The following is a 24,348-nucleotide window of genomic DNA, read 5'->3' on the forward strand; positions in this document are numbered from 1 at the left end:
GCGTGGTGGGGGTTCCCAGCACGTAGAAGTAGGAGTTGTGACAATATTAAAAATAAGGGTATTGACTTATCCATGTTAGGAATCATATAATGTGTCTAAACATTTTATCGAACATACATGTATCGGCAATGATGAGGACGAAGTTTTAAGGGCTCTTTTGCTCAGAGAGTGTGAGGATCTGCTGCAACCTCCACCGAAATCCCTTATATACGAGCTCACCTCGGAGCTGTTTTCCTGAAAGGTCCACTGGCTAGAGTGGTGGAATTATTAGGGAAAATCGTTTAGTCCGCGTTAGGGACTTCAGGTTACAGAGATTAGGGCCCTTGCCTACATCGATGGATTTTTGTATACCTGATAAGGCGTTACATCGCGAGATGTAATGCAAACATGGGTGGTACCACGGAAGATCAACCTTTCGTCCCTCACGCGCTAATACTGTGCGTGGGAGGCGAAAGGTTTTTTTGTTTTATAAGGAACCATTTGCTGATGTATAAAGGACGGTCCGTCATTTGCATAATGAATGTTAAATATCGGAGGAGGAATACTGATGAGCGCGCAAATACCGGAATTACGGTCTACTGAGCAGTTAAAAGAAAAATGGATGGAGCCGGAGGTCATTTCCGGTTCCGAGATATTACTCCGCAGCCTTGTATTAGAAGGTGTAGACACTGTATTCGGATATCCGGGTGGAGCTGTACTGTACATCTATGATGCATTGTACGGTTTTACGGATTTCAATCACGTGTTAACACGTCATGAGCAAGGTGCTATTCATGCAGCTGACGGTTACGCTAGAGCAAGTGGCAAACCAGGGGTATGTATAGCTACCTCAGGTCCCGGAGCAACGAATCTTGTAACAGGTATTGCTACAGCATATATGGACTCCACTCCATTGGTTGTAATCACAGGTAACGTATTCTCCAGCCTGATCGGTACAGATGCTTTCCAGGAAGCAGACATTACCGGGATAACGATGCCAATCACTAAGCATAGCTACTTTGTAAGAGATGTTGAGGATCTCCCCCGTGTTATACATGAAGCTTTTCATGTGGCGAATACCGGTCGTAAAGGTCCAGTGTTGATCGATATTCCGAAAGACGTATCAGCAGCGAAGACGTTGTTCACACCAGTGAAAACAGTGAATCTTCGGGGCTACAATCCTTGTACAGTTCCAAACAAACTGCAGCTTGATAAATTGGTTCGTGCGATTGCGGTTGCTGAACGTCCGATCATCATTGCAGGTGGTGGAGTTATTTACTCCGGAGCACATGAAGCTATGTTCGAATTCGTGAAACGGACAGAGATTCCAATTACTACAACCTTGCTGGGTCTCGGAGCTTTCCCTAGTGCAGAAGAACTTTGGATGGGAATGCCGGGTATGCATGGTACGTATACCGCGAATAATGCGATCCAACAGTGCGATTTGCTCATTAATATCGGTGCACGTTTTGATGACCGTGTTACTGGCAGACTGGACGGCTTCGCGCCAAAAGCCAAAATCGTGCATATCGATATCGATCCTGCAGAAATCGGGAAAAATGTATCGCCTGATATTCCGATTGTAGGCGATGTGAAAACGGTATTGGAAATGCTGAATCCTGAGGTTGGCCGCGCATCTAATGCTGATGCTTGGAGAACACAGATTGCTCAGTGGAAGCTAGATCAGCCGCTTCGGTATAAGGATTCAGAAACAGAGCTTAAACCACAATGGGTGATTGAAATGATCAATGACACCACTAAAGGTGAAGCGATTGTTACAACGGATGTTGGTCAGCATCAAATGTGGGCTGCACAATACTATAAGTTCAATCATCCGCGTTCATGGATTACTTCAGGCGGTCTTGGAACGATGGGCTTCGGATTCCCGTCAGCTATCGGTGCACAGATGGCACATCCTGAACGGTTGGTAGTATCGATTAATGGTGATGGCGGCATGCAAATGTGTTCCCAAGAGCTAGCGATATGTGCGATTAACAATATACCAGTCAAAATTGTAGTAATTAACAATCAGGTGCTTGGCATGGTTCGCCAATGGCAGAATCTTATCTATGATAAACGTTACAGCTTTACAGACCTCGCAGGCAGTCCGGACTTCGTTAAGCTGGCTGAGGCCTATGGTGTAAAAGGTCTACGGGCGACGAATAAGGAAGAAGCACGTGATGCATGGCAGAAAGCACTGGAAACACCGGGTCCAGTATTGGTAGAATTCGTTGTTCCAAAAGACGAGAATGTCTACCCGATGGTAACTCAAGGTTCAACCATCGATCATATGCTGATGGGGGATGAATAACAGTGACAAGACATACGATTTCTGTACTCGTAAATGACCAGCCGGGTGTGCTTCAACGGGTGTCGGGTTTGTTCGGTCGCCGCGGATTTAATATTGAGAGTATAACGGTTGGCCAGTCTGAAGAGGTTGGATTGTCCCGGATGGTTATCGTTACTCTTGGAGACCAGCATACGCTTGAACAAATCGAGAAGCAGCTCTACAAGTTAATTGATGTAATTAAAGTCGTTGATCTTGGATCTAAGCCCATGGTTGCTCGTGAGCTGGCTCTGATTAAAGTGAATGCTGATCCAAGTGAGCGTCCGGAAATTATGGGCGTTGTAGAAACCTTCCGGGCTTCAGTTGTTGATATTGGTAGCACTACATTGTTAGTACAGGTAGTTGGAGATACAGTGAAGATTGATGCGATGATCGAGCTTTTGAAACCTTATGGAATCAGAGAACTGTCTCGCACGGGTATTACGGCTATGGTACGCGGTAACTCTTAAATAGTTTATTTTGCGACTTTAACGGATTACTGCTTGATTGCATTAATCTGATATGATATGAATGAACTTCCCGCTAAAGAGCGGGAGCTTGAGGAGCAGCTAGATCTTCTATGATTCCAGTTCTCTTGAAGCACCCGCTCTTTATGATGGGTCTCAAATTAAAGGAGGATATTGACAATGGCAGTTACAACGTACTATGAACAGGATGCAGAACTTAGTGTATTAAAAGGAAAGACAATTGCGGTAATCGGGTACGGTAGCCAAGGACATGCCCAAGCACAAAACCTGCGTGACAGTGGTCTTCAAGTTGTCATCGGTCTTCGTGAAGGTAAATCTTTTGAAACTGCGAAAAATGACGGTTTTGAAGTATTGCCAGTAGCTGAAGCAGTATCCCGTGCAGATGTTGTGCAAATCCTAATGCCAGATGAAACACAGGCTTCGGTATATAAAAATGAAGTAGAACCAAACCTCAAAAAAGGCGCAGCTTTGATGTTCTCCCACGGCTTTAACGTACACTTTGGACAAATCGTTGCTCCTAAAGATGCAGACGTGTTGCTTGTAGCACCAAAATCTCCAGGTCATATGGTTCGTCGTACTTATGTTGAAGGCTTTGGCGTTCCTGGCTTGATTGCTATCGAACAAGATGCAACTGGAAAAGCTAAAGAAATCGGTCTTGCTTATGCAAAAGGTATCGGCTGTACACGCGCAGGGGTTATCGAAACTTCCTTCCGTGAAGAAACCGAAACTGACTTGTTCGGTGAACAAGCTGTACTTTGCGGTGGTGTATCCGCACTGATCAAAGCTGGCTTCGAAACATTGACAGAAGCAGGATATGCTCCTGAGATGGCTTACTTCGAATGTCTGCACGAATTGAAGCTGATCGTTGACATGGTATACGAAGGCGGATTGTCCAGCATGCGCGATTCTATCAGTAACACTGCTGAGTACGGTGACTATGTAACTGGACCACGTATTGTAACTGAAGATACTAAAAAAGCTATGAAAGCTGTTCTGACAGATATTCAAGAAGGTAAATTCGCTCGTGACTTTATCCTTGAGAACCAATCCGGACGTGCTTTCCTTACCGCTACTCGCCGCAACGAAGCTGCTCACCCAGTAGAAGTTGTAGGTAGCCAATTGCGTGAAATGATGCACTGGATTAAGAAATAATCATAATCATACTTATGATTAAATAGTATTACCTTCAAATGCGGCCGTGACTTTGCGAGCCGCATTTGAGAGTTTCAGCACAATTTTTGGGAGGTGCTTAGCATGCGGAAAATTTATGTGTTCGATACGACACTGCGAGATGGAGAGCAGTCACCAGGTGTGAACCTCAACACGCGTGAGAAAGTGGAGATCGCTTACCAGTTAGAGAAGCTGGGAATTGATCGCATGGAAGCGGGTTTTCCTGCAGCTTCTCCAGGTGATCTAGCTTCTGTTAATGCGGTGGCAAGAGCTGTGAAGAACGTCACGGTAATCGGCCTTTCTCGTTCTAGAGAGACAGATATTGATGCTGTAAAAGAAGCACTACAGGGAGCGCAGGACCCTTGTATTCATATTTTTCTGGCTACATCTCCTATTCACCGCCAGCATAAGCTACGGATGGATAAGGCTCAGGTGCTGGAAACTGCACAGTCTGCTATCCGATACGCTAAAAAATATTTCCCTAAGCTCGAGTTTTCATTAGAAGACGCGGGCCGTACGGAGTATGATTTCATGGCTGAAATGGTCGGCATGGCTATCCGGGAAGGCGCTAATGTTGTTAATATCCCGGATACTGTAGGTTATTTGAATCCTTCGGAGTACGGAGCTATCTTTAAATATCTAAAAGAGAATGTGCCTGATATTGAACGCGTACAGCTTAGTGCCCATTGTCATAACGATCTTGGTATGGCTACAGCAAATACGCTGGCTGCGATTCAGAATGGTGCAGATCAGATCGAAGGAACGATCAACGGTATCGGTGAACGTGCCGGGAACACAGCGATTGAAGAAGTTGCGCTAGCGCTTGAGACACGGGCTGAATTTTTTGGTGCAAAAACATCGCTTACGTTATCTGAGATCTCTCGCACAAGCCGTCTGGTCAGCAAGCTTACAGGTATGGTGGTTCCAGGGAATAAAGCGATTGTAGGAGCTAACGCATTTGCTCATGAATCGGGTATTCACCAGGACGGGATGCTAAAAGAGAAAACTACCTACGAGATCATGACACCGGAGACTATTGGACTTAAAGAGAGCAAGCTGGTACTCGGCAAACACTCTGGACGGCACGCTTTCCGCGATAAGTTGAGTGATCTTGGGTATGATTTGTCCGAAGAAGAGCTGAACACCGCTTTTTCTAGATTTAAGGATTTGGCAGATAAGAAAAAAGAAGTATCAGATGAAGACATTTTGGCTTTGATTGAAGAGAAATTAATTGATACGCCAGAAGTCTTTAAGCTGCAAACGATGTTCGTTACTTATGGTAATGAAGCTGTTCCAACCGCCAAGGTTATTATTGCGGGTCCGGAAGACCAGCCGATTGTAGCTGAGGCCGAAGGTAATGGTTCAGTAGATGCCATCTACAATGCTATTGATAAAGCCACGAATGAGGAAGTTACCCTTGGAGATTATTCGATTAAATCGGTCTCCCGTGGTAAAGATGCGCAGGGTGAGGTTCATGTGGTGCTTTCGCAGGGAGAAGTAGCTGCACAAGGCCGTGGACTTAGCACCGATATTCTAGAAGCAAGTGCCCGCGCTTATATTGATGCGCTGAACAAGCTTCTGGAGAAGCGTAAGACTTACACCAAACGTGATCACGCTAGTCTATAAGATGTACAATGTTATTTTTATTTTCCACTAAGTAGTAAATACGACAGGGATATGCGAGTTATTGCGCATATCCCTGTTTTTTTTTTGCAATAAAAAGATCTCCAAGACTGCAATAGGACGCTGTTCAGATTATGTATAGATGGACTATTTACAATAGTTGTTAGGTTGCAAATTTATATCATGAGAAAGAGTCAAGGAGGTTAATGCGGGGGAGTAGAGTACGGGATTCAAAGGATAAAGCTTAGGAAAAGCACGATAAACGGAGTGATAAAGGAGGCATTTTTAATAATGTTATCAAAAAAGAAAATTAGCGCATTGCTCGTAGTATTCTTGCTTGTGACGCAATGGGCTTACAGCTTTGGCTTTGGAGTCAATTCGCAGGCATATGCGAGTGGCAACGGTACTGTAATTGGAGATGACCTCATTACTAGTGTTACGCTTGCTGTATACACCGATGATAAATACACAAATACGGTTACAGAAAGCGTATATGAACTTGATTCCTATTCGGAATTGAACTATACATGGTCACTTCCAGATGGGCATGGATATAAGGATGGGTCCACCTATACCTTTGATCTTCCAACACAGTTTGAACTTTATAACGATCTGAATGGTGATCTTATTTTTGACGATGAGCCTGTAGGGACTTATACCGTCGACAAAAATACTAACCGCGTTGTATTTACATTTAATGCTTATATCGAAACTCACGATAAAGTGGGAGGGACTTTCTCCGTAAGGTCGCTTTTGAGCTCCAAGAAAATTACAGGCTCCACGAAGCAAACCCTGATTTTCCCGATACAAGGCGGTACTCAGACCATTGAGCTTAATTTTAAGCCGAAGGTTAGCTCTACTATAGAAAAAGACGGTTCGCCTAAGCCGCAGTATTATAATCCAACAAGCATCGCTTGGACGGTTGATGTGAATAAGGCACTGGAAAGCGTAAAAAATGCAGTTGTCACCGACACACTCCCTGCGGGATTATCACTGAATACGGTATCTATTGCTGTTTATGAGCTTGATGTGAAGGTCGATGGGACTGTGAGTCTTGGCAATCTAGTGGACAGCAGCAAGTATGATGTGACAGGATCCACTTTGGGAGAGTTAAAGCTGAAATTTGCGGATAACCCGCTTACTAAGGCTTACCGGATTGGCTTCTCTACGGATATTACTGGTACTGGTGTAGATGCGAAAACCTTTTTGAATGAGGCAGTCTTAACAGGAGATAACGGATTTTCTAAAAAGGCTAGCACTACAGTTACAGTAGGACGTGGCAAACCACTATCGAAAGAGTCCACCAATTACGATGCAGCGAATCAGGTGATTTCCTGGGCTGTTAATTTCAATTACAATGAAAAAACAATTTTAGCGGCAAATGCTATTTTGAAGGATACATTCAATAACACCCAAGATCTAATTCTCAACTCGGTTAAAGTTTATCCTGTAACGATCGACAGTAATGGCAACGGGGTTAAAAGCGCGGAAATCGCTTCAAGCGAATATACAATAACTCCAACAACTGCAACGGGATTAAATGGTTTTGATCTGAAATTTAACAATGATATAAATTCTGCCTACCGTATTGAATATCAGACAAAGGCAAACGGCAGAGTATTTGTTGATGGTCAGATTACGAACAAGATTACTTATGATGGAAAAACAGAAACGGGTTACAGTGATATCAAGCAGCAAATTCTCCATAAAAATTATAGCAACGTTAATTATGCGACTAAGACCCTCGATTGGACTATCCAAATTAACGATGACAGCAAGACTATGGAAAATCTAGTGGTGACCGATACTTTTGGCAATGCTGGATTAAAGCTTGTCCCGGGTACATTAAAGGTTCAACCAACTAAAGGTGGAACTGCTACCGTCCATAGTGTTGTTTACAATGCGCATGATCCAGTTGCAGTAAACGATGGATTTGTGATTACTTTTAATGCGCCGATAAATGAGCCTTACACAATTACTTATACAACAAGCTTTAACTATGATTGGCTGGCTCCGGGCAAAACTCAATTCACTAATACAGGTGCACTCGATTGGAAAGAAACGGTTAATGGGGTGCAGGAGTCTAAGCATAAAGAAGCGACCGTAACCTTTAATCCAAGAGATGAGGTTAAAAACAATGGGAAGAAGAGTGGTTCCTACAATGCTGTAACTAAGGAAATCACTTGGAACATTGGGGCTAATTATAATCAGAAAACGTTAAACCAAGCTCAACTGGTTGATACCATTTCAGCTGGCCAAGTTGTAAATATGGATTCTGTGAAAGTGAATAAATGGGAGTATGGAAAGGATGGAAATCCTTCTCCTCAAGCTAGTGTGAATTCCGCGGACTATAAAGTGGAGCTGGATGGCAGTGAGCTGAAGGTGACATTTAATAAAACGATTAATTATGCGTTCTACGTCACTTTCAAAACAACGTTCGCGGATCAAGCGATTGATTCAAATGAAATTAAAAATACAGCTACGTTATATGACGGTGCGAAAGTAGAGTCCGCTAAACTGCAAGCTTCTGTTAATATCCCTCAGGGCGGGGAATACGTTAACAAAGAAGGTGCGCAGGATGGCAATAAAATACATTGGACGGTTTACATCAACCGTAACCAATCTTTTGTAAAAGAAGCGGTAATTACGGATATTCCAAGCGACAATCAAATCCTGCTGTCCAATACATTCCATGTCTACAAAACGAAAGTTGCAAGTAATGGGGATGTAACATCGACCAACCAAGAATTGGTGAGTGGTACAGATTATAAGCTGGAAATCACTACGGATAATGACGGAAAAGAAAGCTTTAAGCTTAGTTTCCTGAAGGATATTTCCGAAGCTTATATTTTGAAATATGACTCCCTGATCACAGCACAAAACAATGATAAGGTAACCAATAAGGTTAGTTTCGATGGTAAAAACATCAAGGTAGTTCCAGGTGTAAGCACCGAGGAAATTATCGTTAAGCTCTCTAGCGGCTCCGGCACAGGAAGCGGCGTAAGAGGACCGTTGACGATTACCAAAGTAGAAGACGGGAATACGAGTAAGGTGTTAAGTGGGGCCGTTTTTGATCTGTATCGGGTAGTTGATGCCGATAAGATCTGGATTAAGGAAGGCACTACGGATACAAACGGGATACTTGAATTTACCAAACTGACAGGTGGGAAATATATATTAATTGAGAAAACAGCGCCTGCTGGTTATGTTCTTGATCAAACACCACATGAAGTGACTATTTCTTCGACGACAGGGATAAGCCTTGAGGTAAAAAACAAAGTTCCGACACCAACAGCAACGCCTATACCGACCGTAACGCCCGCACCAACGGTAACACCAACGCCAGCGCCAACAGCAACAGCAACGCCAGCGCCAACAGCAACGCCAACGTCGACACCGACAGCAACACCAACGTCGACGCCGACAGCAACACCAACGTCGACGCCGACAGCAACACCAACGTCGACGCCGACAGCAACACCAACATCGACACCGACAGCAACACCAACGTCGACACCGACAGCAACACCAACGTCGACGCCGACAGCAACGCCAACGTCGACACCGACAGCAACACCAACGTCGACGCCAGAGGAACCGACAGGTCCTATCTGGACACCATCACCGACACCGGAAGTAGTCGTTACTTCTACACCAACAGCAACACCAGTTGTGGTGGCAACACCTTCGCCAACACCGATGGTAACGCCAGTGTCGACGGCAACGCCAACGGTTACGCCAACAGCTACTCCAAGCCAGCCTGTGGCAACTAGTACGCCTGTTGTTCCGCAGGTAACTCCACCTGTGCAGAAAGAGATTACCAATGAAGATGTTCCTATTGAAGGTGAAATTCCACTTGGGGGAGTGCCAAGCTTGGGAGATGAGCCGGGACATGGTAAAGTGACTATTACTAAGGATGGCAAATGGGTCTACACACCTGATCCGGGCTATATTGGTAAAGATAAGTTCACCATTATTGTTACAGATGAGAATGGTAATGAAGAAGAAATCCTCATAGAGATTGATGTGGAGGAAGTACCAAAGGGTACAGTTACTGAGCCGGGAAATAACAGCAATAAACCGACTCAGCTTCCGAAAACAGGAGAAGACAGCGCGTTTCCGATCTACTTGGCTGGTGGAAGTCTGGTGCTTTTAGGGTTTGTATTAACAAGACGATTCAAACGTAATAACTAGGAAGGTAATAATAAAGACACCCGGTTTTATCCGGGTGTCTTTATTATGTCTTGATAGGTTATTTAGCTCATCGCACTCTATGGTTAAGCTGTTCCCATTGCTCGTACCATTGCTCAACGCTGGCTGGAAGGCCAAGGTTAAGTTCCTTTTGGAACAAATCCTTGAGCAGCTTGTACTGCTCTTCCACAGCGGAACGTTCTCCAATGCTGTCGTAGACCTTCATTAATCCTAAATGCCCTTGTTCAAAATAAGGCTGTAACTGCACTACTCGTTGATAGACAGTAACGGCCTCGGCAATTCTGTTGCTTTCTATATAAAATTGGGCTATGCCCATTGCATGGTGCAACCAAATGGTACGAAGACGTTGCCGCTCACTTTCAGCCCATAAATAATCATAATCGTCATAGTAATCTCCAGAATAAAGCTCGAATAAAACTTGATGCTCCGCACAATTAACTTCACTGATGGTTTCCAGAGCCAGGATACCCTGTTCCCACTTATCTACATCAATCAACATTGATCCGGTTTCAAGGGTATAGCCTTCCCCCCCGCTAAGGTTGCTGATATGCAGGTCGACTTCATTCTGCTTTAAGCATTGCCGGACTTGATAAATTGTTGTATAGAGATGGGTAGAGGCCTTTTTCAGATTGAAGTCTGGCCACAGCAGTTCAATCAGCATGTCTTTACTTACGAAGCGGTTGCGATTATGGAGCAAAAAGGCAAATAACTCTTGGGCCTTAGAGGTTCTCCAACGCAGATTATTCAGAGATTGTCCGCCTCGTTCAAAACGAAGCGATTGAAGACAACGAATGGTTACCTCTTCTTTTGCAATTATGAGTTTTGGTGCAAGTGACAATCTTTCTTCTAACCGCTGGACAGCTTTCAATAGTCGGTCATTTCGCACAGGCTTCAAAATATAATCGAGCGCATTGATCTCAAAAGCCTCCACAGCATAATGGTTATACGCGGTAACGAAGATAATATTTGCATTTGGACAGGCCTCTTGGAGCATCTCCGCAGCTTGAAGACCATTAATTTCTGGCATTTCAATATCAATAAAAATAACGTCAGGATGATAAGACGGAGCCTCTTGAATGGCCTGTGAGGGGTCCGTATAGGAAGCGGCTATATGTAAAGATGGTATTTTTTTTAACATAAACTCTAATTTCACAAGGGCAAGCCGTTCATCGTCAACTAATATTGCCTGAATCATTATTAATCACCACTCAGATATAGTATTTTAGCCAAAATACGTCGAATCCTTACTTGATATTTCGGTTCACAATAGTTTGTCTGTTAATCAGAAAGTTTTCGAAGCGGATTTTTTTTGTCAGAAGGAATAATAAAACTCACAGAAGTTCCTTTCCCTTCGGAGCTTTTAATCTGCAGCCCTTTTCCGTAGACCCGCAACAGCCGTTTATGTGTATTTAAAAATCCGATTCCTCTTGCATCATTAGACGGATTGCTGAGCAACTGCTGGAGTTGTTCGTTTTTCATGCCTTGGCCATTGTCTGATATCGTGATTTCAATATCGCCAGCTTGTTCCTTGATGGTTATGGACACCGTTCCTCCTTGGGAGCGACTCAAAATACCGTGCCGGACAGCATTTTCAACCAGTGGCTGTATAGTCAGAGGCGGCAGTTGAAAATGCAAGCTTTCCTCATAATCCCAAAGAATGGTCATCCTATCTTCAAAGCGCTCCTTTTCTATGTAGAGGTAGGCATGAACAAGCTCAAGCTCTCGTTCAATCGGTATCATAGGCTCAGCATTCAGGAAATTGAAGCTTAAACGCAAATAAGAGCTGAAGGCATCCACAAGGTGACTCATTCTATTAATATCAAAAGAAGCCAGCGCAGATATTGAATTTAATGTGTTGAACAAGAAATGTGGTTGTATTTGCGCTTGAAGATAGGCAGCTTCCACACGAAGCCGTTCGTTTACGGACTGTTTTAGATCTGTTAAGGAGCGTACACGGGCCTTCAGCTCTATTGCATTCATAGGCTTCATTACATAGTCATTTGCACCTGAAATAAAACCGGTATAAATATCTTCCGCTTGGCCTCGTGCCGTCAGAAGCAGAATGGGAAGCTCAGCAATAGTGTAACGTTCACGAATTCTATGCGCCAACTCATACCCGGACATTTGTGGCATCATTACATCTGTAATAATTAAATCCCACTGAACGGTATCCAGCAATAGTAAAGCATCGTTTCCGCTGGTCACCGTAACGATTTCATAGTCCTTGATGGAAAGTACGTTGGTAAGTATTTTTAGATTAACCGGATCATCATCTACAGCCAGAAGCTTGGGTCTCCTTCCATGGGCTGATGAAACGATACCCGGTGCGGTTAATTTGGATAAAGTGATCATAGATGGCGTGTCTGAGAATTCAGTCATAGAGGGCAGTTCTGAACTCAATACCCGGCTGGTTGAATCGTATAATGGCATTGTGAATGTAAAGGTAGTACCTTCTCCAAGTGTAGAGACTACACTTATTTTCCCGCCGTGAAGTTCAACTAACTGCTTGCTGGTGCTTAATCCAAGCCCGATGCCACCGCTAACTTCGTTCATGCTGGAATCGCCCTGTTCATAGGGCTGGAAAGCTCTGAGCAACGTCTCCTCGTTCATGCCAAGACCCGTATCCGTAATATGAATCTGCGCCGATTTTTTATGAATATCTGCATGGATTCTTATCGTGCCTACAGTCGTATATTTAACAGCATTTTGAAGCAGATTGAACAAGATCTGAATGAGTCTTTTTTCATCAGCCACAATAGAAGGGAATGAATCTGGTATTTCTGAGATTAAGGTTAAAGATTTCCCTTCCGTTAAGAATTTGAACATATCAAGCACACCCACTGCGAAGGATTGGATCTTAAGTTCTCTGAGCTGCAATTGTATATTGCTTTCACGGAGCTGGGATTGATCCAGCAGATCGTCTACCAGAAGGGACATACGTCTTCCAACGGTAATGAGCAGTTTTAAATTCTCAGCATTTTGATGCGTTACAGTGTCACGCTCGCTGTCCAGGACAGTTTCGGCAATGTTAATGATACTGTACAGCGGATTTTTTAATTCATGTGAGGTGTTAGCCAAAAAAGCATCCTTTTGTGTAACACTTCTCTGCAGGCTGTGCGCCAGTTTTTCTGTCTCCTTAGTATTCCAGTGATATCGCTTAAATCCAAAAGTCGCAAAGCACAAAAAGGCGATAATTAGATCAAAAGGATAATAGGTAACGTTAACCCAGTTATAATTCTTGAACATTCCCCAAAGTGTGCTGTTAACGATGGCAAACATAGATAACAACAGGAAAATAGAGCCTTCGTAATTTTTAACAATAGATCTCAGAAAAAGAATTACGACACCTAATGCTAAAACTAATAAATTTATGCCGAAAATCAGCGTGTGAAATTCATAATAGTGAACAACGGGTCCAAATAATATGAACAGGATGTCTACTACGGACAGGATGGTTAGGATACGAATACTTTTTATTTTTAAATCCGCGAACAAAAGATGTTTGCTTGTCTGCAGGATAAAAATAAATACAGCAATATAAGAGATAAAAAATAGCTTGAAATTCCATTGATAGTTCAAGGGAAATACGTGCAATAAAAGCCTGTCATCATCTATGAGTACGGTAGTTATAGCGGATATTACCAGTAGAAAAAAATAGATCAACATCTTTTGCCGCAGCCCAATTATATATAAAATAACAGCATATACAGCGTGCAGTATTAGAACAACACATAATAGCAACTGTAGGCTAATAGAGAGCAGTCTTTCCTGTGTTAAAGCTTTTTCGCTGCCAAAAACAATCGTTTTAGAAATTCCTCCCGTTTGGGAAAAGGAATAGTTGGCTACATGGATCACAATTTCAAGTTCACTTTTATCGGTTGTAAAGGATATTGAATAAGGCAGTATGTACGGAATATAGTGTTCTTTACTCTCAGCAGGAGTGCCAGAGCTGTCCAGCCGTTCACCGTTGATATACACTTCTGAAGAGGACCGAGCTCCGGAAATTAGAAGACTATAGGATTGCTTCTTATGATTATCTGTTAGGACACGTAGCCGATAGGAGCCGTAGCCATAAGCAGATTTATCGCTATCGCTAAGGGCATCTTTCCAGTTCCCCGGGACTTGTATATATTTTGCAGGAGCAGCAGTTACAGATTGTTCGTTGAATGAAGGAAGCAGCATACCCGGATAGAACTCCCACTGCCCATTTAAAATAAGGAGTTTGTCCTGATTCCATTGTTTATCCCGTAAATCCAACACACCATTGATCAGTGGTGGTTGTGTGGTGTGCGGAGAAATCTTTACCCATAGGATACGGAATCTAGTGAGTATAATAAGAAACAATGCGATAATTAAGAAGAGTTTTCTTTTAGTCATAGTAGTTAAACATTATTCGACAACAAACTATATATTCCTCTCTTCAGCCTATTTCAAAAAAACCAAAAAAATTTATGTATAGGTTGCAGGGGAGAACGATTGGTTGGCGTCTAACGTTATGAAGGTGAAGGAGGGGAGAAAGCTGGAAGAGGCAGAATGGATTGCTGCTGTGCTGAACGGTCAACATCAAGCCTTTGGGCATTTGGTGACACGTTACCAAGGCATGGTATACAGAGTATGCGTCAAAATCACAGGAGAAGCCGAATCGGCCAAAGATATGGCCCAGGAGGTTTTTATAAAAGCATATAAAGCGCTCCCCTCTTTCAGAGGACAATCCTCCTTCTCGACATGGCTGTATCGGATTGCCTACCGAACCTGTCTGGACTGGAAACGGGCCAACGATAGGGAGTGGAAGTACCGAAGTGCAGCTGATTACACAGAAAATGATTGGGTAACGTCTCAAACTCCGGAGCATGAGGTACTTGAGCAGGAAACATCAGCTGAATTAGGTGAGAATGTGAACAGTCTGGCGGAACCGTACCGGTCGGTCGTCCAGCTGTACTATTTTCAGCGGAATTCCTATCAAGAGATTGCAGAGCAAAAGGGAGTTTCCGTGAAAACAATCGAATCGCAGCTTTATCGAGCCAGACAGATGATGCGTAAACAAAGGGAGGAATGGCGATGAATTGTGCAATAGTGAAGGAATGGATGCCACATTATATAGACGGCCTACTGTCTCCAGAGATGGAGCTGAGTATCCGATTGCACATAGAGTCATGTCCTGATTGCGCAGAGTGGCTGGAGGAAGCCAAAGCAATGTCGGAGCTGTGGTCGGAAATGGATGCTGACAGAGAACAGTTGCAGGCGCAGATGGACTTCCCGGATCTCGCAGCAGATGTTATGACACATATTGAGCAGCTCGAAACAGGGCGCAGATCACGAGCGACTAAGGCAACCAATGTAAGACGTCGTTCTGCCCCAAAAACCTCATGGATTCATTATGGAGTGGCTGCTTGCCTCAGTTTGTTATTGTTGCAGTTTGGGGTATTTGAGAATTTGGCCTATGGCATTACCGAAATAAACGGCCATATGTCGAATTCAGTAACCCAGTGGTTTGGTGGCTTTGGGAGATAGTAATAAAATAATTGATCATCAATAGATGTTTAAATTGGCTAAAGTTTTGCTACCCAAATTTTAGGAGGATGTATTATGATTAAGAAGAGACGTTGGCTCACTTTTATGCTGGCTATGATACCTGGAGTAGGTCATTTGTACTTAGGCTTTAAAAAGCAGGGTTTACAGTTTATGATCGGGGCCTCCTTATGTATAATGTTTATTCCGTCCGAGCCCTTGATCTTCCCGTTTGCCCTGGCGGCGCTGTGGTTTTATCAGTTGTTTGATGCCCTGCAGAAGGCGGCTTGGATGAAAATAACTGCTGCTGAACACGAACGAATGATGTTTCATCCAGACAGCTTCGGAGCCCCTTGGACCATGGGGATGTCCTCTATGCCTGGATATCCACATGAAGAGATCAATCCAGCTTGGGTGGGAATCGGCTGTGTTGTTGCTGGGTTCCTTATGTTGGTAATCACAGCTTTCCCTACCCTTTGGGATATGCTGACTGAGATCAACATCGGCACGATCTTATTATCAGTGGGTCTGATTGCGTACGGACTGAAGATGTTAAGGAACAATACGAGAGCATAAGAAACGGGGATTTAACTATGGGGAGATGGAAAATAGGAAGTTTCACAGCAGCCTTGGGCTGCATTGCCCTTGGTGTCATTATCGTGATGGCTCAGTATGATATGATCAGCTATGAGGTGCTTGGTTTTTTATGGCCGGCGTTGTTGGTCTTATTCGGAATTGAGATGTTGATTAGACTTTTTATCAAATCCGATGTCAAAAGCCGTGTAAGCGGCTGGGCCATCCTGTTAATTATTGTACTGATCGGAGCAAGTGCTGCTCAGACAGTAATGGCTGGAGGTTCACTCAGCAATCTGATCGGTAATACACATCTAACTCCGCTTAGTGGGAATGTGGAAGTGAAAGAGAATATTACGACGCTCAAAATCGTACTTCCAAGTGGAAAAGTAAAGGTTGAGGGTGTAGCTGGAGGCACTTTGGATTATGAGGGGAGTTTACTGCTGCCTGGAAAATCGCAAAGTGATGCTGAAAGTGCACTGGAAAAGAAATGGAAGGTTAGTACTGAAGGAGATACACTGATTATGGAGCTTGATACCGATCATAATTGGTTCTCTAACATTCAGTTTGGATTCAATACCAAAAGTCCTTATTTAAATATAAGTGCACCCAATAACCTTGCTGTTGAGGTTGAGACAAGTGATGGCTCTATAGAAGCCTGGAATCTTAAGTCAGGTATAGAGGTTGAGACAAGTAATGGTGCATTAAATATTCATGATATTATCGGCGAAGTGGATGCGCATACCAGCAATGGGTCACTATCCGTACAGAATATCCAAGGTGAAGTTGAACTTGTGAGCTCTAATGGAGCCATAGTATTGGATAACATTGATGGGGCATTGTCAGCCAAGAGCAGCAACGGCAAAATTACTATAAACTCAGCAGTGACCGGAAACTGGAAATGTACATCCAGTAACGGAAAGATTATAGTGGGCTTGCCGGCCGTGTCGGATGCGAAGATTATTGCAGATACAAGCAATGGCTCGCTGAAGGGGAATGTACCCTGGGATCGGGACGGCGATAGCTATGGTACCGCTGTGCTTGGTAAAGCCACGTATACTGTGGATTTAAGCACGAGTAATGGAAGTGTGACCGTGGACACAGCTGAATAAGTATGAGTAAAAGGGAGCTGAGGCTTCAGCGAATGGATTCTGCTGAGGCCTCAGCTCCTTTTGTGATAGAACTTACCTACCAAGCATAGGCTTTAGGGGCTTCACCGCCGGGTCCAGGGAATATTTCATCTAGTCGTTTAAGCACAGCTTCATCTAGTACAATCTCAAGACTGCGCAGCGCACTCTCAAATTGCTCCAGTGTGCGGGGGCCGATAATAGGAGCTGTTACAGCAGGATTAGCCAGTAGCCAAGCAAGAGCGACATTATCCTGTGGTTCTCCCAGCTCCATACATAAGCTGGCAAAAGCCTCAAGCTGGCTCTTGTGCTGCTCTACACGATCTGCATTTCCGCCACTTCGGCTGCCCTCTATTTTTTTGAGTGCATTTCTTCCGAGCAGACCTCCATCGAGTGGACTCCAAGGAATAATACCTAGCCCCAGATGGCGAGCGGCTGGCAAAACTTCAAGTTCAGGAAGCCGACAGGTCAGACTGTATTTATGCTGCTCTGAGACTAGTCCAAGAAAACCACGAGCCTTTGCTTCTTGTTGTGCTATGGCGATATCCCAGCCTGCGAAGTTACTGGAACCGACATAACCAATCTTGCCTTGACTCACAGCCAGCTCGAAAGCCCCCCAGAGCTCTTCCCAGGACGTACTGCGGTCTATATGATGCATCTGGTACAATTCAATATGATCGGTCTGAAGACGCTGCAGGGACCCTTCAAGATGGCGGCGAATGATATATGAGGATAATCCTTCTTCATCATTAGGACCATCAAGCTTATCATTCATGGCTCCATAAACTTTGGTGGCTAGTACAACCTTTTCCCGCCGCCCGCCGCCTTGTTTAAACCAGCGTCCGATAATGGTTTCAGTCAGGCCAGAATTTTCGCCCCAGCCGTAAATGTTAGCGGTATCAAAAAAATTAACACCTGCATCCAGTGCAGCGTCCATGATGCGGAAGGCTTCTTTTTCATCCGTCTGTGGGCCAAAATTCATCGTTCCTAGACATAGGCGACTGACCTTCATGCCGGATTTGCCAAGCTTTGTATAATGCACTTCGCATTCACTCCTTTGATAGATGACTTCATATTAATTGTAAACATCTTCAGAACTAAGAGCAAATATGCTCAGCATTTACGGTGGTGTTCTGATTCTCACTGTTTATAGGCTATACCTATCAGTTCAATAGAATCTATATCTTTGTCCTTTACGACTGGGTATGATACAACAATATAAAGAAGAACTATGTCTGTTAGAGCAGAAAACTTGAGGAGTGACTGAGATGAGTGAAGTTAAAAAAATCGCCGTTATCGCAGGGGACGGTATTGGACCAGAAGTTGTAGCAGAAGCGGAAAAAGTATTGAAAGTAACAGAAGAAGTATTCGGTTATGCCTTTGAAACAGAGCATGCATTATTTGGCGGTATCGCTATAGACGAGAAGGGCACTCCGCTGCCGGAAGATACACTTGAAATCTGTCGTAGCGCAGATGCTGTGTTATTGGGTGCTGTTGGTGGACCGAAATGGGATAATAATCCAAAGGAGCTTCGTCCTGAAACCGGACTGCTCGGAATTCGCAAAGCACTGGGGTTGTTCTCCAACCTGCGTCCAGCTGTCGTATTTGACTGTCTTAAGGATGCTTCGACTTTGAAGCCTGAAGTCCTGGAAGGCACAGATCTTATGGTAGTTCGCGAACTGACTGGCGGGATTTATTTCGGAGATAAATTGCGCCGTCAAGGAGAACATGGTGAAGAAGCTGTGGATACCTGTGTATATAACGTAATGGAAGTAGAACGAATTGTCCGCCAAGCTTTTGAAATTGCCGGCAAGCGCCGCAATAAACTGGCGAGTGTTGATAAAGCGAATGTACTTGAAACTTCACGTTTGTGGCGTGAGGTTGTGAATAAGATCGCTCCAGAATATCCGGAGGTAGAGGTAGAGCATGTACTGGTTGATAACTGCGCAATGCAGCTGCTGCGCCGTCCATCTAGCTTTGACGTTATCGTTACTGAGAACATGTTTGGTGATATCCTGAGCGACGAGGCTGCTATGCTGACAGGTTCTATCGGTATGCTTGCTTCGGCTTCGATGGGTGACGGCAACTATGGTCTCTACGAGCCCGTTCACGGCTCTGCTCCTGATATTGCCGGACAAGGGCTTGCGAACCCGATCGCAACAATCTTGTCGCTGGCCCTTATGTTCCGCTTAACCTTTGGTTATGAGGATGCTGCTGCTGCAATCGAAGCTGCAGTTGCTGCAGTATTGGATGCAGGACACCGTACAAGTGATATCGCCGTGGATAAGAGCAAAGCGATCAGTACAACTGAAATGGGCGACCTGATTGTTGCAGCAATCCGCAAAGCCTAATCTTCTATTTATAATAATTATAAATAAATAATTGATCTAATCTTGACTTTGATTTTGTGCGATGATACCATTTGTTTAGTAGACAAGATATTATCGATTTCTGCAAATTTCAATATATTTCAGTATATTGAGAGATACAAATGGTACTTTTTCTTACATAATCAGAGGGAGGATTCTAGCAATGGCGGAACGTTTAGTAGGTAGACCGGCTCCCGATTTTACTATGGAAACCGTATCAGGTGATGGTAAGGATTTTGGTAAAGTAAGCTTGTCTGATTATCGTGGCAAATGGCTTGTATTCTTCTTCTATCCGCTTGATTTCACATTTGTATGTCCAACTGAAATCACAGCTCTCAGTGACGCAGCAGCACAGTTTGAAGCACTTGATACAGCGATTCTCGGCGCAAGCATCGATTCGATCCACAGCCACAAAGCTTGGATCAATACCCCTAAGGATTCTAATGGCCTGGGTCGTTTGAATTTCCCGCTTGCAGCTGATATTACGAAACAAGTCTCTAAAGACTATGGCATTCTGATTGAAGAAGAAGGTATCGCATTGCGTGGTTTGTTCATAATCGATCCTGAAGGCGAATTGAAATATCAAGTCGTTAACCACAATGATGTAGGCCGCAGCGTGGAAGAAACACTTCGTGTTCTGCAAGCCTTGCAATCTGGTGGTTTATGCCCAATGAACTGGAAGCCGGGAGATAAGAATCTGTAAATTTTAGACCGTTATCATAGTGATCCTTGATATTCTGATTTCTACCTCCTTGCAGAAAATTTTCTGTAAGGGGGTTTTTTGCTCCAAAAGATCTTGTATATCTAAATAGATTTGAAAATAGGCGCGAAAAGTTATATTATGTCCTCGAGTGGAGGAATCTCCATTGGGGTAATGTAATACAATAATAAACAATCAAAGGGTTATTTCTAAGGAGGGCGAACAAATATGAGCTTTTGCTGTGGAGCGAGTATGGTAGGAACAAAGGGGACCCTAAAACATTATCGCACGCAAGTCCATAATGTTCCCCTGCTTTTTTGTCCGGTATGTCATCGTGTGGAGGTTCACTACAAGGTCGAGAATGAATATGAGATCTTAGCGGAATATGCACATGGAGATGGTGTTACCGACGTGGACTTTCAGGACTATGTCATGGAAGACGAAACTGCAATATTCGAGAACGTCATTAACGTCGAGAGTGAAGATCCTCTAGCCGTTGTACGCAATCAAATCGATATGGCGCTTGACCTGCTAGCTGTAGCCAAACAGATTGAGGATACCAAGTGGGAACGGGAATTGAAAAAAAGGTTAGCTGTGATGAGTCAGCGCCGTCTACGCCTGCAACAAAAGGCATAAGTTTATTACTAATTTTTTGGGCATGCCCCATTTTTCCATGTAAGCCTCCGCAATCGCGGGGGCTTTTTAGCTTTTTATAATCCTTTTTAGCTTTTCGTGATCCTTTTTAGATTGTTTTAAATCATTTAGGCGAATAAATAGCGATAAATATAATTTGATGTGATGTTTCATATGTCTTTGGAATCATTTTATGAATTTTTTTACCATTCGACAGTTTCTCCGATTGCGTTGTCTAGTTCTCTTGGATATGATTGGAATATAATTGAACCGGTTGGAAAAAGTGCAACGATTACCGAATGTTCTGGCGGCTTCGTCATACACTCAAATACATAGTAATTTGATGTCGCTTAAGCGTCTTCGTCAAATGCAGTAAAAGGGGGAACTTCGTATCGTGATTAGCCAATATCAAGAAAGTCTTCTATTACCGGGAAGAACCTATCAAACTGGACCTGTGGATACTACATACGAGGATGTTCTAGAGAATATTGACAGCGGAATCATGCTTTTTGATGAAGAGGGAGTTATAAGTTTTGTAAATAAGCAAATGTACGGGATGCTTGAGCTTACCCGTCACTCTCTTGTGGGCTGCACATTTTCCCATCTGCTGTCTAATATTCGACTGAGCCGTTCCAAGAAAAAACAAGTACTGCAGAGCTACAGAGAGATGGTATACAAAGGAAAATCAAATTATGAGTTTCTAGACGAGTATGGCCGTTACTGGAAGGTTACTTTATGCTGCGGAGAGCAAATGAAAGGCTGTTATTTGTTCACTGTCAAGGAAATCTCGGATTATAAGTTAATCGAACAAACGGCTTACCAGAACGATAGCTTGGCTATGCTAGGCAAATTATCCGCATCTATTGCCCATGAAATCCGGAATCCGTTGACCGCGATCCGGGGATTTATTCAACTGCTTCATCCATACTTGCATCAACTGGGGAAAGAGGAATATGCCAAGATTATATTGGCCGAGATCGATCGTGCGAACGATATTATTCATGAATTTCTATCCTCCTCTAAGCCGTCAGTTCCGCAGGTGGGGATGATACCCGTGTCCGCATTGCTTAAGGAGGTTGTTCTCCTTACAGAGAGCGAAGCTTTAATGAAAGGCTGCCAGATCAATCTTCATCCTCTTCAAGAGGACATGGTGATTTCTGGCGATGTCAAACAGATGAAGCAAGTCGTGCTTAATATGATTAGAAATGCAATGGAGGCTGTAGCGGATCGAGAAGATGATTCGATGGGGAAAATCGAGGTTGGTGCCCGCAGAGAAGGCTCTGAGGTCCGTATTTTCATATCTGACAACGGTAAAGGAATGGATATTCGTACACTGGACAGGTTATTTAATCCTTTCTTTACTACCAAAGAGAATGGTACAGGATTGGGTCTTTCCGTAAGTGACCGCATCATCAAAAATCATGGCGGATGCATTTCTGTTAGCAGCAGAGTCAACGAGGGTACTCATTTTGTGATCTCTTTGCCATTAATCCATTAGAATAAGTAATAAGAGGCTGATCCCTGCGGATAATACAGATGCGGAGATCAGCCTTTGCTTATGTTACAATGGGTGTTGGTTTTGGGAAACAAATGGAGGGAATCACAATGAATATAGATTACAACAGTGGTGTTGCCAACAATGTGCAGGGTGATGCCCTTATCCTTATTATTTCTGAGTCTGAGGTCGAAAATGGAGGCTTTTCCGAGGGCTGGGATGACAGAATTCGCCTATTGGGAAAGGCAGGTTTATTTAAAGGCAAGCTTAATCAGACTTATGTACTACCTGCTGAGAATTCATCTGGTTGTCCTGTTGTTATTTTGGTTGGCAGGGGGGACCAACTTCTCACGACTGAGGATCTAAGGCAAATGGGGGCTCAGACAGTTCGTGCAGCACTTCGTTTGAAGGCGCTCAAGCTGATATTTGAAGTGCCGGACAAATTACAGGAGCTTACCGTAGAGAAGGATGTGACTTCTATTGCTTATGCGCTGACGGAGGGGCTAATGCTTGGTTCCTATCGTCGGGCTACCTATAAGCAGGTGCAGTCTTTTTATACAGGCCCAACAGCAGTTGTTTTCACTATAAAAGAGAAATTAGAGGGTACTGCCGGGCGGGATTGGACTCAAGGCATTCAGAAGGGGCTAGCTTTCGGTGAGGCCACGAATTTGGCGCGGAGCTTGACCAACATGCCTGGTAATCTATTGACCCCCTCAGACCTTGCTGTGGCCGCTATAGAGATTGCTGAGCGATATGGCTTTCCTTCTGAGGTGCTGGACGAACGGGAAATTGAGCAAAAAGGAATGGGCGGATTACTCGCCGTCGGAAAAGGAAGTGTAAACCCTCCACGAATGATCGTCATCCGTTATCAGGGGACAGGGAATTGGGATAATGTAGTGGGGCTTGTAGGGAAGGGAGTTACCTTTGACACCGGCGGGATCTCCTTAAAAAGAGCACCAGGTATGGAAGAGCTGATTAGTGATATGGGAGGGGCAGCGGCTGTACTCGGAGTAATGGAGGCGCTTGGCCGCTTACGTCCACGAATTAATGTCGTTATGGTTATTCCTTCTGCGGAGAATATGCCATCGGCCAATGCTTTTAAGCCTGGAGATGTTATTACCTCCATGAGTGGACGAACGATAGAAGTGTTGAATACCGACGCTGAAGGCAGAATTGTCCTAGGAGATGCGCTGACTTATGCTCGGGAATGGGGAGCGAAACGTATTATCGATGTAGCTACGCTGACAGGCGCTGTGTTGTCCACTTTGGGAGATATAGCAACAGGTGCTGTGACTAATGATGAAGCGTTTCTGGAGCGATTTCTGACCGCTTCAAGCTATTCAGGGGAAAAGGTCTGGCAGCTTCCGGCATACCCGGAATTTCGTGAAATGCTAAAGAGCGAGGTTGCCGATATCCGTAACACTGCTGGAAGATATGGTGGAGCTACTACAGGCGGATTATTTGTAGGTGAGTTTGCTGAGGGCTTGCCATGGATTCATCTAGATATTGCTGGCACTGCATATGTATCTAAAGAACGTGGAGTTAATCCTAAGGGAGCAACAGGTGTCATGGTTCGTTCTATCATTCAGTGGCTGCTGAGCGAAAGCGAGATCTAAACATCCGGGGAGCTGTCCGTTCTAAACAACAAGGGGTGTTCCCTAAACCAGACTCTGGTTTAGAGAACACCCCTTTATTGAAATCCAAGAGCAGAAGCTTAAACAGTACCACTGGATTTTTTGGCCTTCGATTGGGAAGTGTAGGATTGAATGCCGTTCATAATTTTATCGCGAGTTCCCTTATTCTTCAGTAAATATACTGCTCCCAATGCGACTGTTGTAAATAATGTCTTTTTGGTATTCATAGGAATTACCTCCTTGGTATTGTCTGTAGTTGCTTATAACAAACATACCCGTTAGTTAAGGAGGCTAAACGATAAATCTCTATTTATTGCTCGTTTTACAAGCTTACTTCTTGTTGTTAACCGGTGTTGAACAACAAGAAAGAGGGGAATCCATCGATGCTGCCGAGCAGCTTTTTCCTTTATCACAGCCTGCACAAGCGCCCTGCTTCCCCTTTTGCACATGTCGATAGATGGTCCAGCCAGAATAACCGAAAATTAAGGCGACAATCACAACATTTATCATA

The 24,348-nt window shown here is 43.9% G+C and carries 19 protein-coding genes; 14 read left to right on the forward strand and 5 right to left on the reverse strand.

Annotation, left to right across the window (positions count from 1 at the left end; all coding sequences use genetic code 11):
- Positions 1-547: 547 nt before the first annotated feature.
- From ilvB to MHH50_RS06670, 5 genes are all read left to right on the forward strand, one after another.
- Positions 548-2,290: a biosynthetic-type acetolactate synthase large subunit gene (gene ilvB, locus MHH50_RS06650; protein WP_036679490.1), complete on the forward strand. Its 1,743-nt coding sequence runs from the start codon at positions 548-550 to the stop codon at positions 2,288-2,290.
- On the forward strand, positions 2,287-2,775 hold the full coding sequence (ilvN, locus tag MHH50_RS06655; RefSeq protein WP_170914191.1) for an acetolactate synthase small subunit: 489 nt from the start codon (positions 2,287-2,289) through the stop codon (positions 2,773-2,775). Before ilvB ends, ilvN begins: the two co-directional genes overlap by 4 nt.
- Before the next feature lie 177 nt (positions 2,776-2,952).
- Positions 2,953-3,945 (forward strand): ketol-acid reductoisomerase, encoded by a 993-nt coding sequence (gene ilvC / locus MHH50_RS06660; RefSeq protein ID WP_036679485.1) that lies wholly within the window; start codon positions 2,953-2,955, stop codon positions 3,943-3,945.
- Between the two features lie 102 nt (positions 3,946-4,047).
- Positions 4,048-5,589, forward strand: a complete 1,542-nt coding sequence (locus tag MHH50_RS06665; protein ID WP_038569217.1) for a 2-isopropylmalate synthase — start codon at positions 4,048-4,050, stop codon at positions 5,587-5,589.
- A gap of 288 nt (positions 5,590-5,877) precedes the next feature.
- Complete coding sequence (locus MHH50_RS06670) at positions 5,878-9,780, forward strand: collagen binding domain-containing protein (protein ID WP_340034114.1); 3,903 nt, start codon at positions 5,878-5,880, stop codon at positions 9,778-9,780.
- A gap of 67 nt (positions 9,781-9,847) precedes the next feature.
- Here MHH50_RS06670 and MHH50_RS06675 read toward each other — a convergent pair whose 3' ends face one another.
- Together MHH50_RS06675 and MHH50_RS06680 are read right to left on the reverse strand one after the other, a co-directional pair.
- Entirely contained in the window at positions 9,848-10,993 is a 1,146-nt protein-coding gene (locus MHH50_RS06675) for a response regulator (protein WP_081386357.1), read from the reverse strand.
- An 83-nt stretch (positions 10,994-11,076) separates the two neighbouring features.
- Complete coding sequence (locus MHH50_RS06680) at positions 11,077-14,175, reverse strand: ATP-binding protein (protein WP_340034115.1); 3,099 nt, start codon at positions 14,173-14,175, stop codon at positions 11,077-11,079.
- Positions 14,176-14,278: 103 nt separating this feature from the next.
- Here MHH50_RS06680 and MHH50_RS06685 point away from each other — a divergent pair, with 103 nt between their 5' ends.
- From MHH50_RS06685 to MHH50_RS06700, 4 genes are all read left to right on the forward strand, one after another.
- On the forward strand, positions 14,279-14,860 hold the full coding sequence (locus MHH50_RS06685) for an RNA polymerase sigma factor (protein WP_076125482.1): 582 nt from the start codon (positions 14,279-14,281) through the stop codon (positions 14,858-14,860).
- On the forward strand, positions 14,857-15,309 hold the full coding sequence (locus MHH50_RS06690) for a zf-HC2 domain-containing protein (RefSeq protein ID WP_038569222.1): 453 nt from the start codon (positions 14,857-14,859) through the stop codon (positions 15,307-15,309). The genes MHH50_RS06685 and MHH50_RS06690 overlap by 4 nt, the downstream gene beginning before the upstream one ends.
- A 75-nt stretch (positions 15,310-15,384) precedes the next feature.
- Positions 15,385-15,882, forward strand: a complete 498-nt coding sequence (locus MHH50_RS06695) for a hypothetical protein (protein ID WP_076125480.1) — start codon at positions 15,385-15,387, stop codon at positions 15,880-15,882.
- A gap of 17 nt (positions 15,883-15,899) precedes the next feature.
- On the forward strand, positions 15,900-16,991 hold the full coding sequence (locus MHH50_RS06700; protein ID WP_076308054.1) for a DUF5668 domain-containing protein: 1,092 nt from the start codon (positions 15,900-15,902) through the stop codon (positions 16,989-16,991).
- A 76-nt stretch (positions 16,992-17,067) separates the two neighbouring features.
- Here the strand turns inward: MHH50_RS06700 and MHH50_RS06705 are convergent, their stop codons facing one another.
- Positions 17,068-18,048: an aldo/keto reductase gene (locus MHH50_RS06705; RefSeq protein ID WP_076218520.1), complete on the reverse strand. Its 981-nt coding sequence runs from the start codon at positions 18,046-18,048 to the stop codon at positions 17,068-17,070.
- A 226-nt stretch (positions 18,049-18,274) separates the two neighbouring features.
- Here MHH50_RS06705 and leuB point away from each other — a divergent pair, with 226 nt between their 5' ends.
- From leuB to MHH50_RS06730, 5 genes are all read left to right on the forward strand, one after another.
- Positions 18,275-19,357 (forward strand): 3-isopropylmalate dehydrogenase, encoded by a 1,083-nt coding sequence (gene leuB / locus MHH50_RS06710; protein ID WP_036680106.1) that lies wholly within the window; start codon positions 18,275-18,277, stop codon positions 19,355-19,357.
- A 181-nt stretch (positions 19,358-19,538) separates the two neighbouring features.
- On the forward strand, positions 19,539-20,078 hold the full coding sequence (locus tag MHH50_RS06715) for a peroxiredoxin (protein WP_036680102.1): 540 nt from the start codon (positions 19,539-19,541) through the stop codon (positions 20,076-20,078).
- Between the two features lie 225 nt (positions 20,079-20,303).
- A complete protein-coding gene (locus tag MHH50_RS06720; protein ID WP_036680100.1) occupies positions 20,304-20,711 on the forward strand; it encodes a hypothetical protein in 408 nt (135 codons plus the stop codon).
- Between the two features lie 391 nt (positions 20,712-21,102).
- Entirely contained in the window at positions 21,103-22,206 is a 1,104-nt protein-coding gene (locus tag MHH50_RS06725; RefSeq protein ID WP_076125474.1) for an ATP-binding protein, read from the forward strand.
- Positions 22,207-22,313: 107 nt separating this feature from the next.
- A complete protein-coding gene (locus tag MHH50_RS06730; RefSeq protein ID WP_139329924.1) occupies positions 22,314-23,819 on the forward strand; it encodes a leucyl aminopeptidase in 1,506 nt (501 codons plus the stop codon).
- 98 nt (positions 23,820-23,917) lie between these two features.
- Here the strand turns inward: MHH50_RS06730 and MHH50_RS06735 are convergent, their stop codons facing one another.
- Together MHH50_RS06735 and MHH50_RS06740 are read right to left on the reverse strand one after the other, a co-directional pair.
- Entirely contained in the window at positions 23,918-24,064 is a 147-nt protein-coding gene (locus MHH50_RS06735) for a hypothetical protein (protein WP_172628785.1), read from the reverse strand.
- 103 nt (positions 24,065-24,167) lie between these two features.
- Positions 24,168-24,347, reverse strand: a complete 180-nt coding sequence (locus MHH50_RS06740; RefSeq protein ID WP_038569228.1) for a FeoB-associated Cys-rich membrane protein — start codon at positions 24,345-24,347, stop codon at positions 24,168-24,170.
- Position 24,348: the final 1 nt, after the last annotated feature.

It is taken from the genome of Paenibacillus sp. FSL H3-0302, assembly GCF_037982245.1.
Lineage (GTDB): Bacteria > Bacillota > Bacilli > Paenibacillales > Paenibacillaceae > Paenibacillus_AQ > Paenibacillus_AQ odorifer.

Bases quoted from the DNA above. Each gene is read 5' to 3' on its own strand.
- MHH50_RS06695 (WP_076125480.1), top strand. From the start codon at position 15,385: ATGATTAAGAAGAGACGTTGGCTCACTTTTATGCTGGCTATGATACCT.
- MHH50_RS06675 (WP_081386357.1), bottom strand. From the start codon at position 10,993: ATGATTCAGGCAATATTAGTTGACGATGAACGGCTTGCCCTTGTGAAA.
- MHH50_RS06680 (WP_340034115.1), bottom strand. From the start codon at position 14,175: ATGACTAAAAGAAAACTCTTCTTAATTATCGCATTGTTTCTTATTATA.
- MHH50_RS06670 (WP_340034114.1), top strand. From the start codon at position 5,878: ATGTTATCAAAAAAGAAAATTAGCGCATTGCTCGTAGTATTCTTGCTT.
- ilvC (WP_036679485.1), top strand. From the start codon at position 2,953: ATGGCAGTTACAACGTACTATGAACAGGATGCAGAACTTAGTGTATTA.
- MHH50_RS06740 (WP_038569228.1), bottom strand. From the start codon at position 24,347: ATGATAAATGTTGTGATTGTCGCCTTAATTTTCGGTTATTCTGGCTGG.
- MHH50_RS06715 (WP_036680102.1), top strand. From the start codon at position 19,539: ATGGCGGAACGTTTAGTAGGTAGACCGGCTCCCGATTTTACTATGGAA.
- leuB (WP_036680106.1), top strand. From the start codon at position 18,275: ATGAGTGAAGTTAAAAAAATCGCCGTTATCGCAGGGGACGGTATTGGA.
- MHH50_RS06665 (WP_038569217.1), top strand. From the start codon at position 4,048: ATGCGGAAAATTTATGTGTTCGATACGACACTGCGAGATGGAGAGCAG.
- MHH50_RS06690 (WP_038569222.1), top strand. From the start codon at position 14,857: ATGAATTGTGCAATAGTGAAGGAATGGATGCCACATTATATAGACGGC.
- MHH50_RS06735 (WP_172628785.1), bottom strand. From the start codon at position 24,064: ATGAATACCAAAAAGACATTATTTACAACAGTCGCATTGGGAGCAGTA.
- MHH50_RS06730 (WP_139329924.1), top strand. From the start codon at position 22,314: ATGAATATAGATTACAACAGTGGTGTTGCCAACAATGTGCAGGGTGAT.
- MHH50_RS06700 (WP_076308054.1), top strand. From the start codon at position 15,900: ATGGGGAGATGGAAAATAGGAAGTTTCACAGCAGCCTTGGGCTGCATT.
- MHH50_RS06720 (WP_036680100.1), top strand. From the start codon at position 20,304: ATGAGCTTTTGCTGTGGAGCGAGTATGGTAGGAACAAAGGGGACCCTA.
- ilvB (WP_036679490.1), top strand. From the start codon at position 548: ATGAGCGCGCAAATACCGGAATTACGGTCTACTGAGCAGTTAAAAGAA.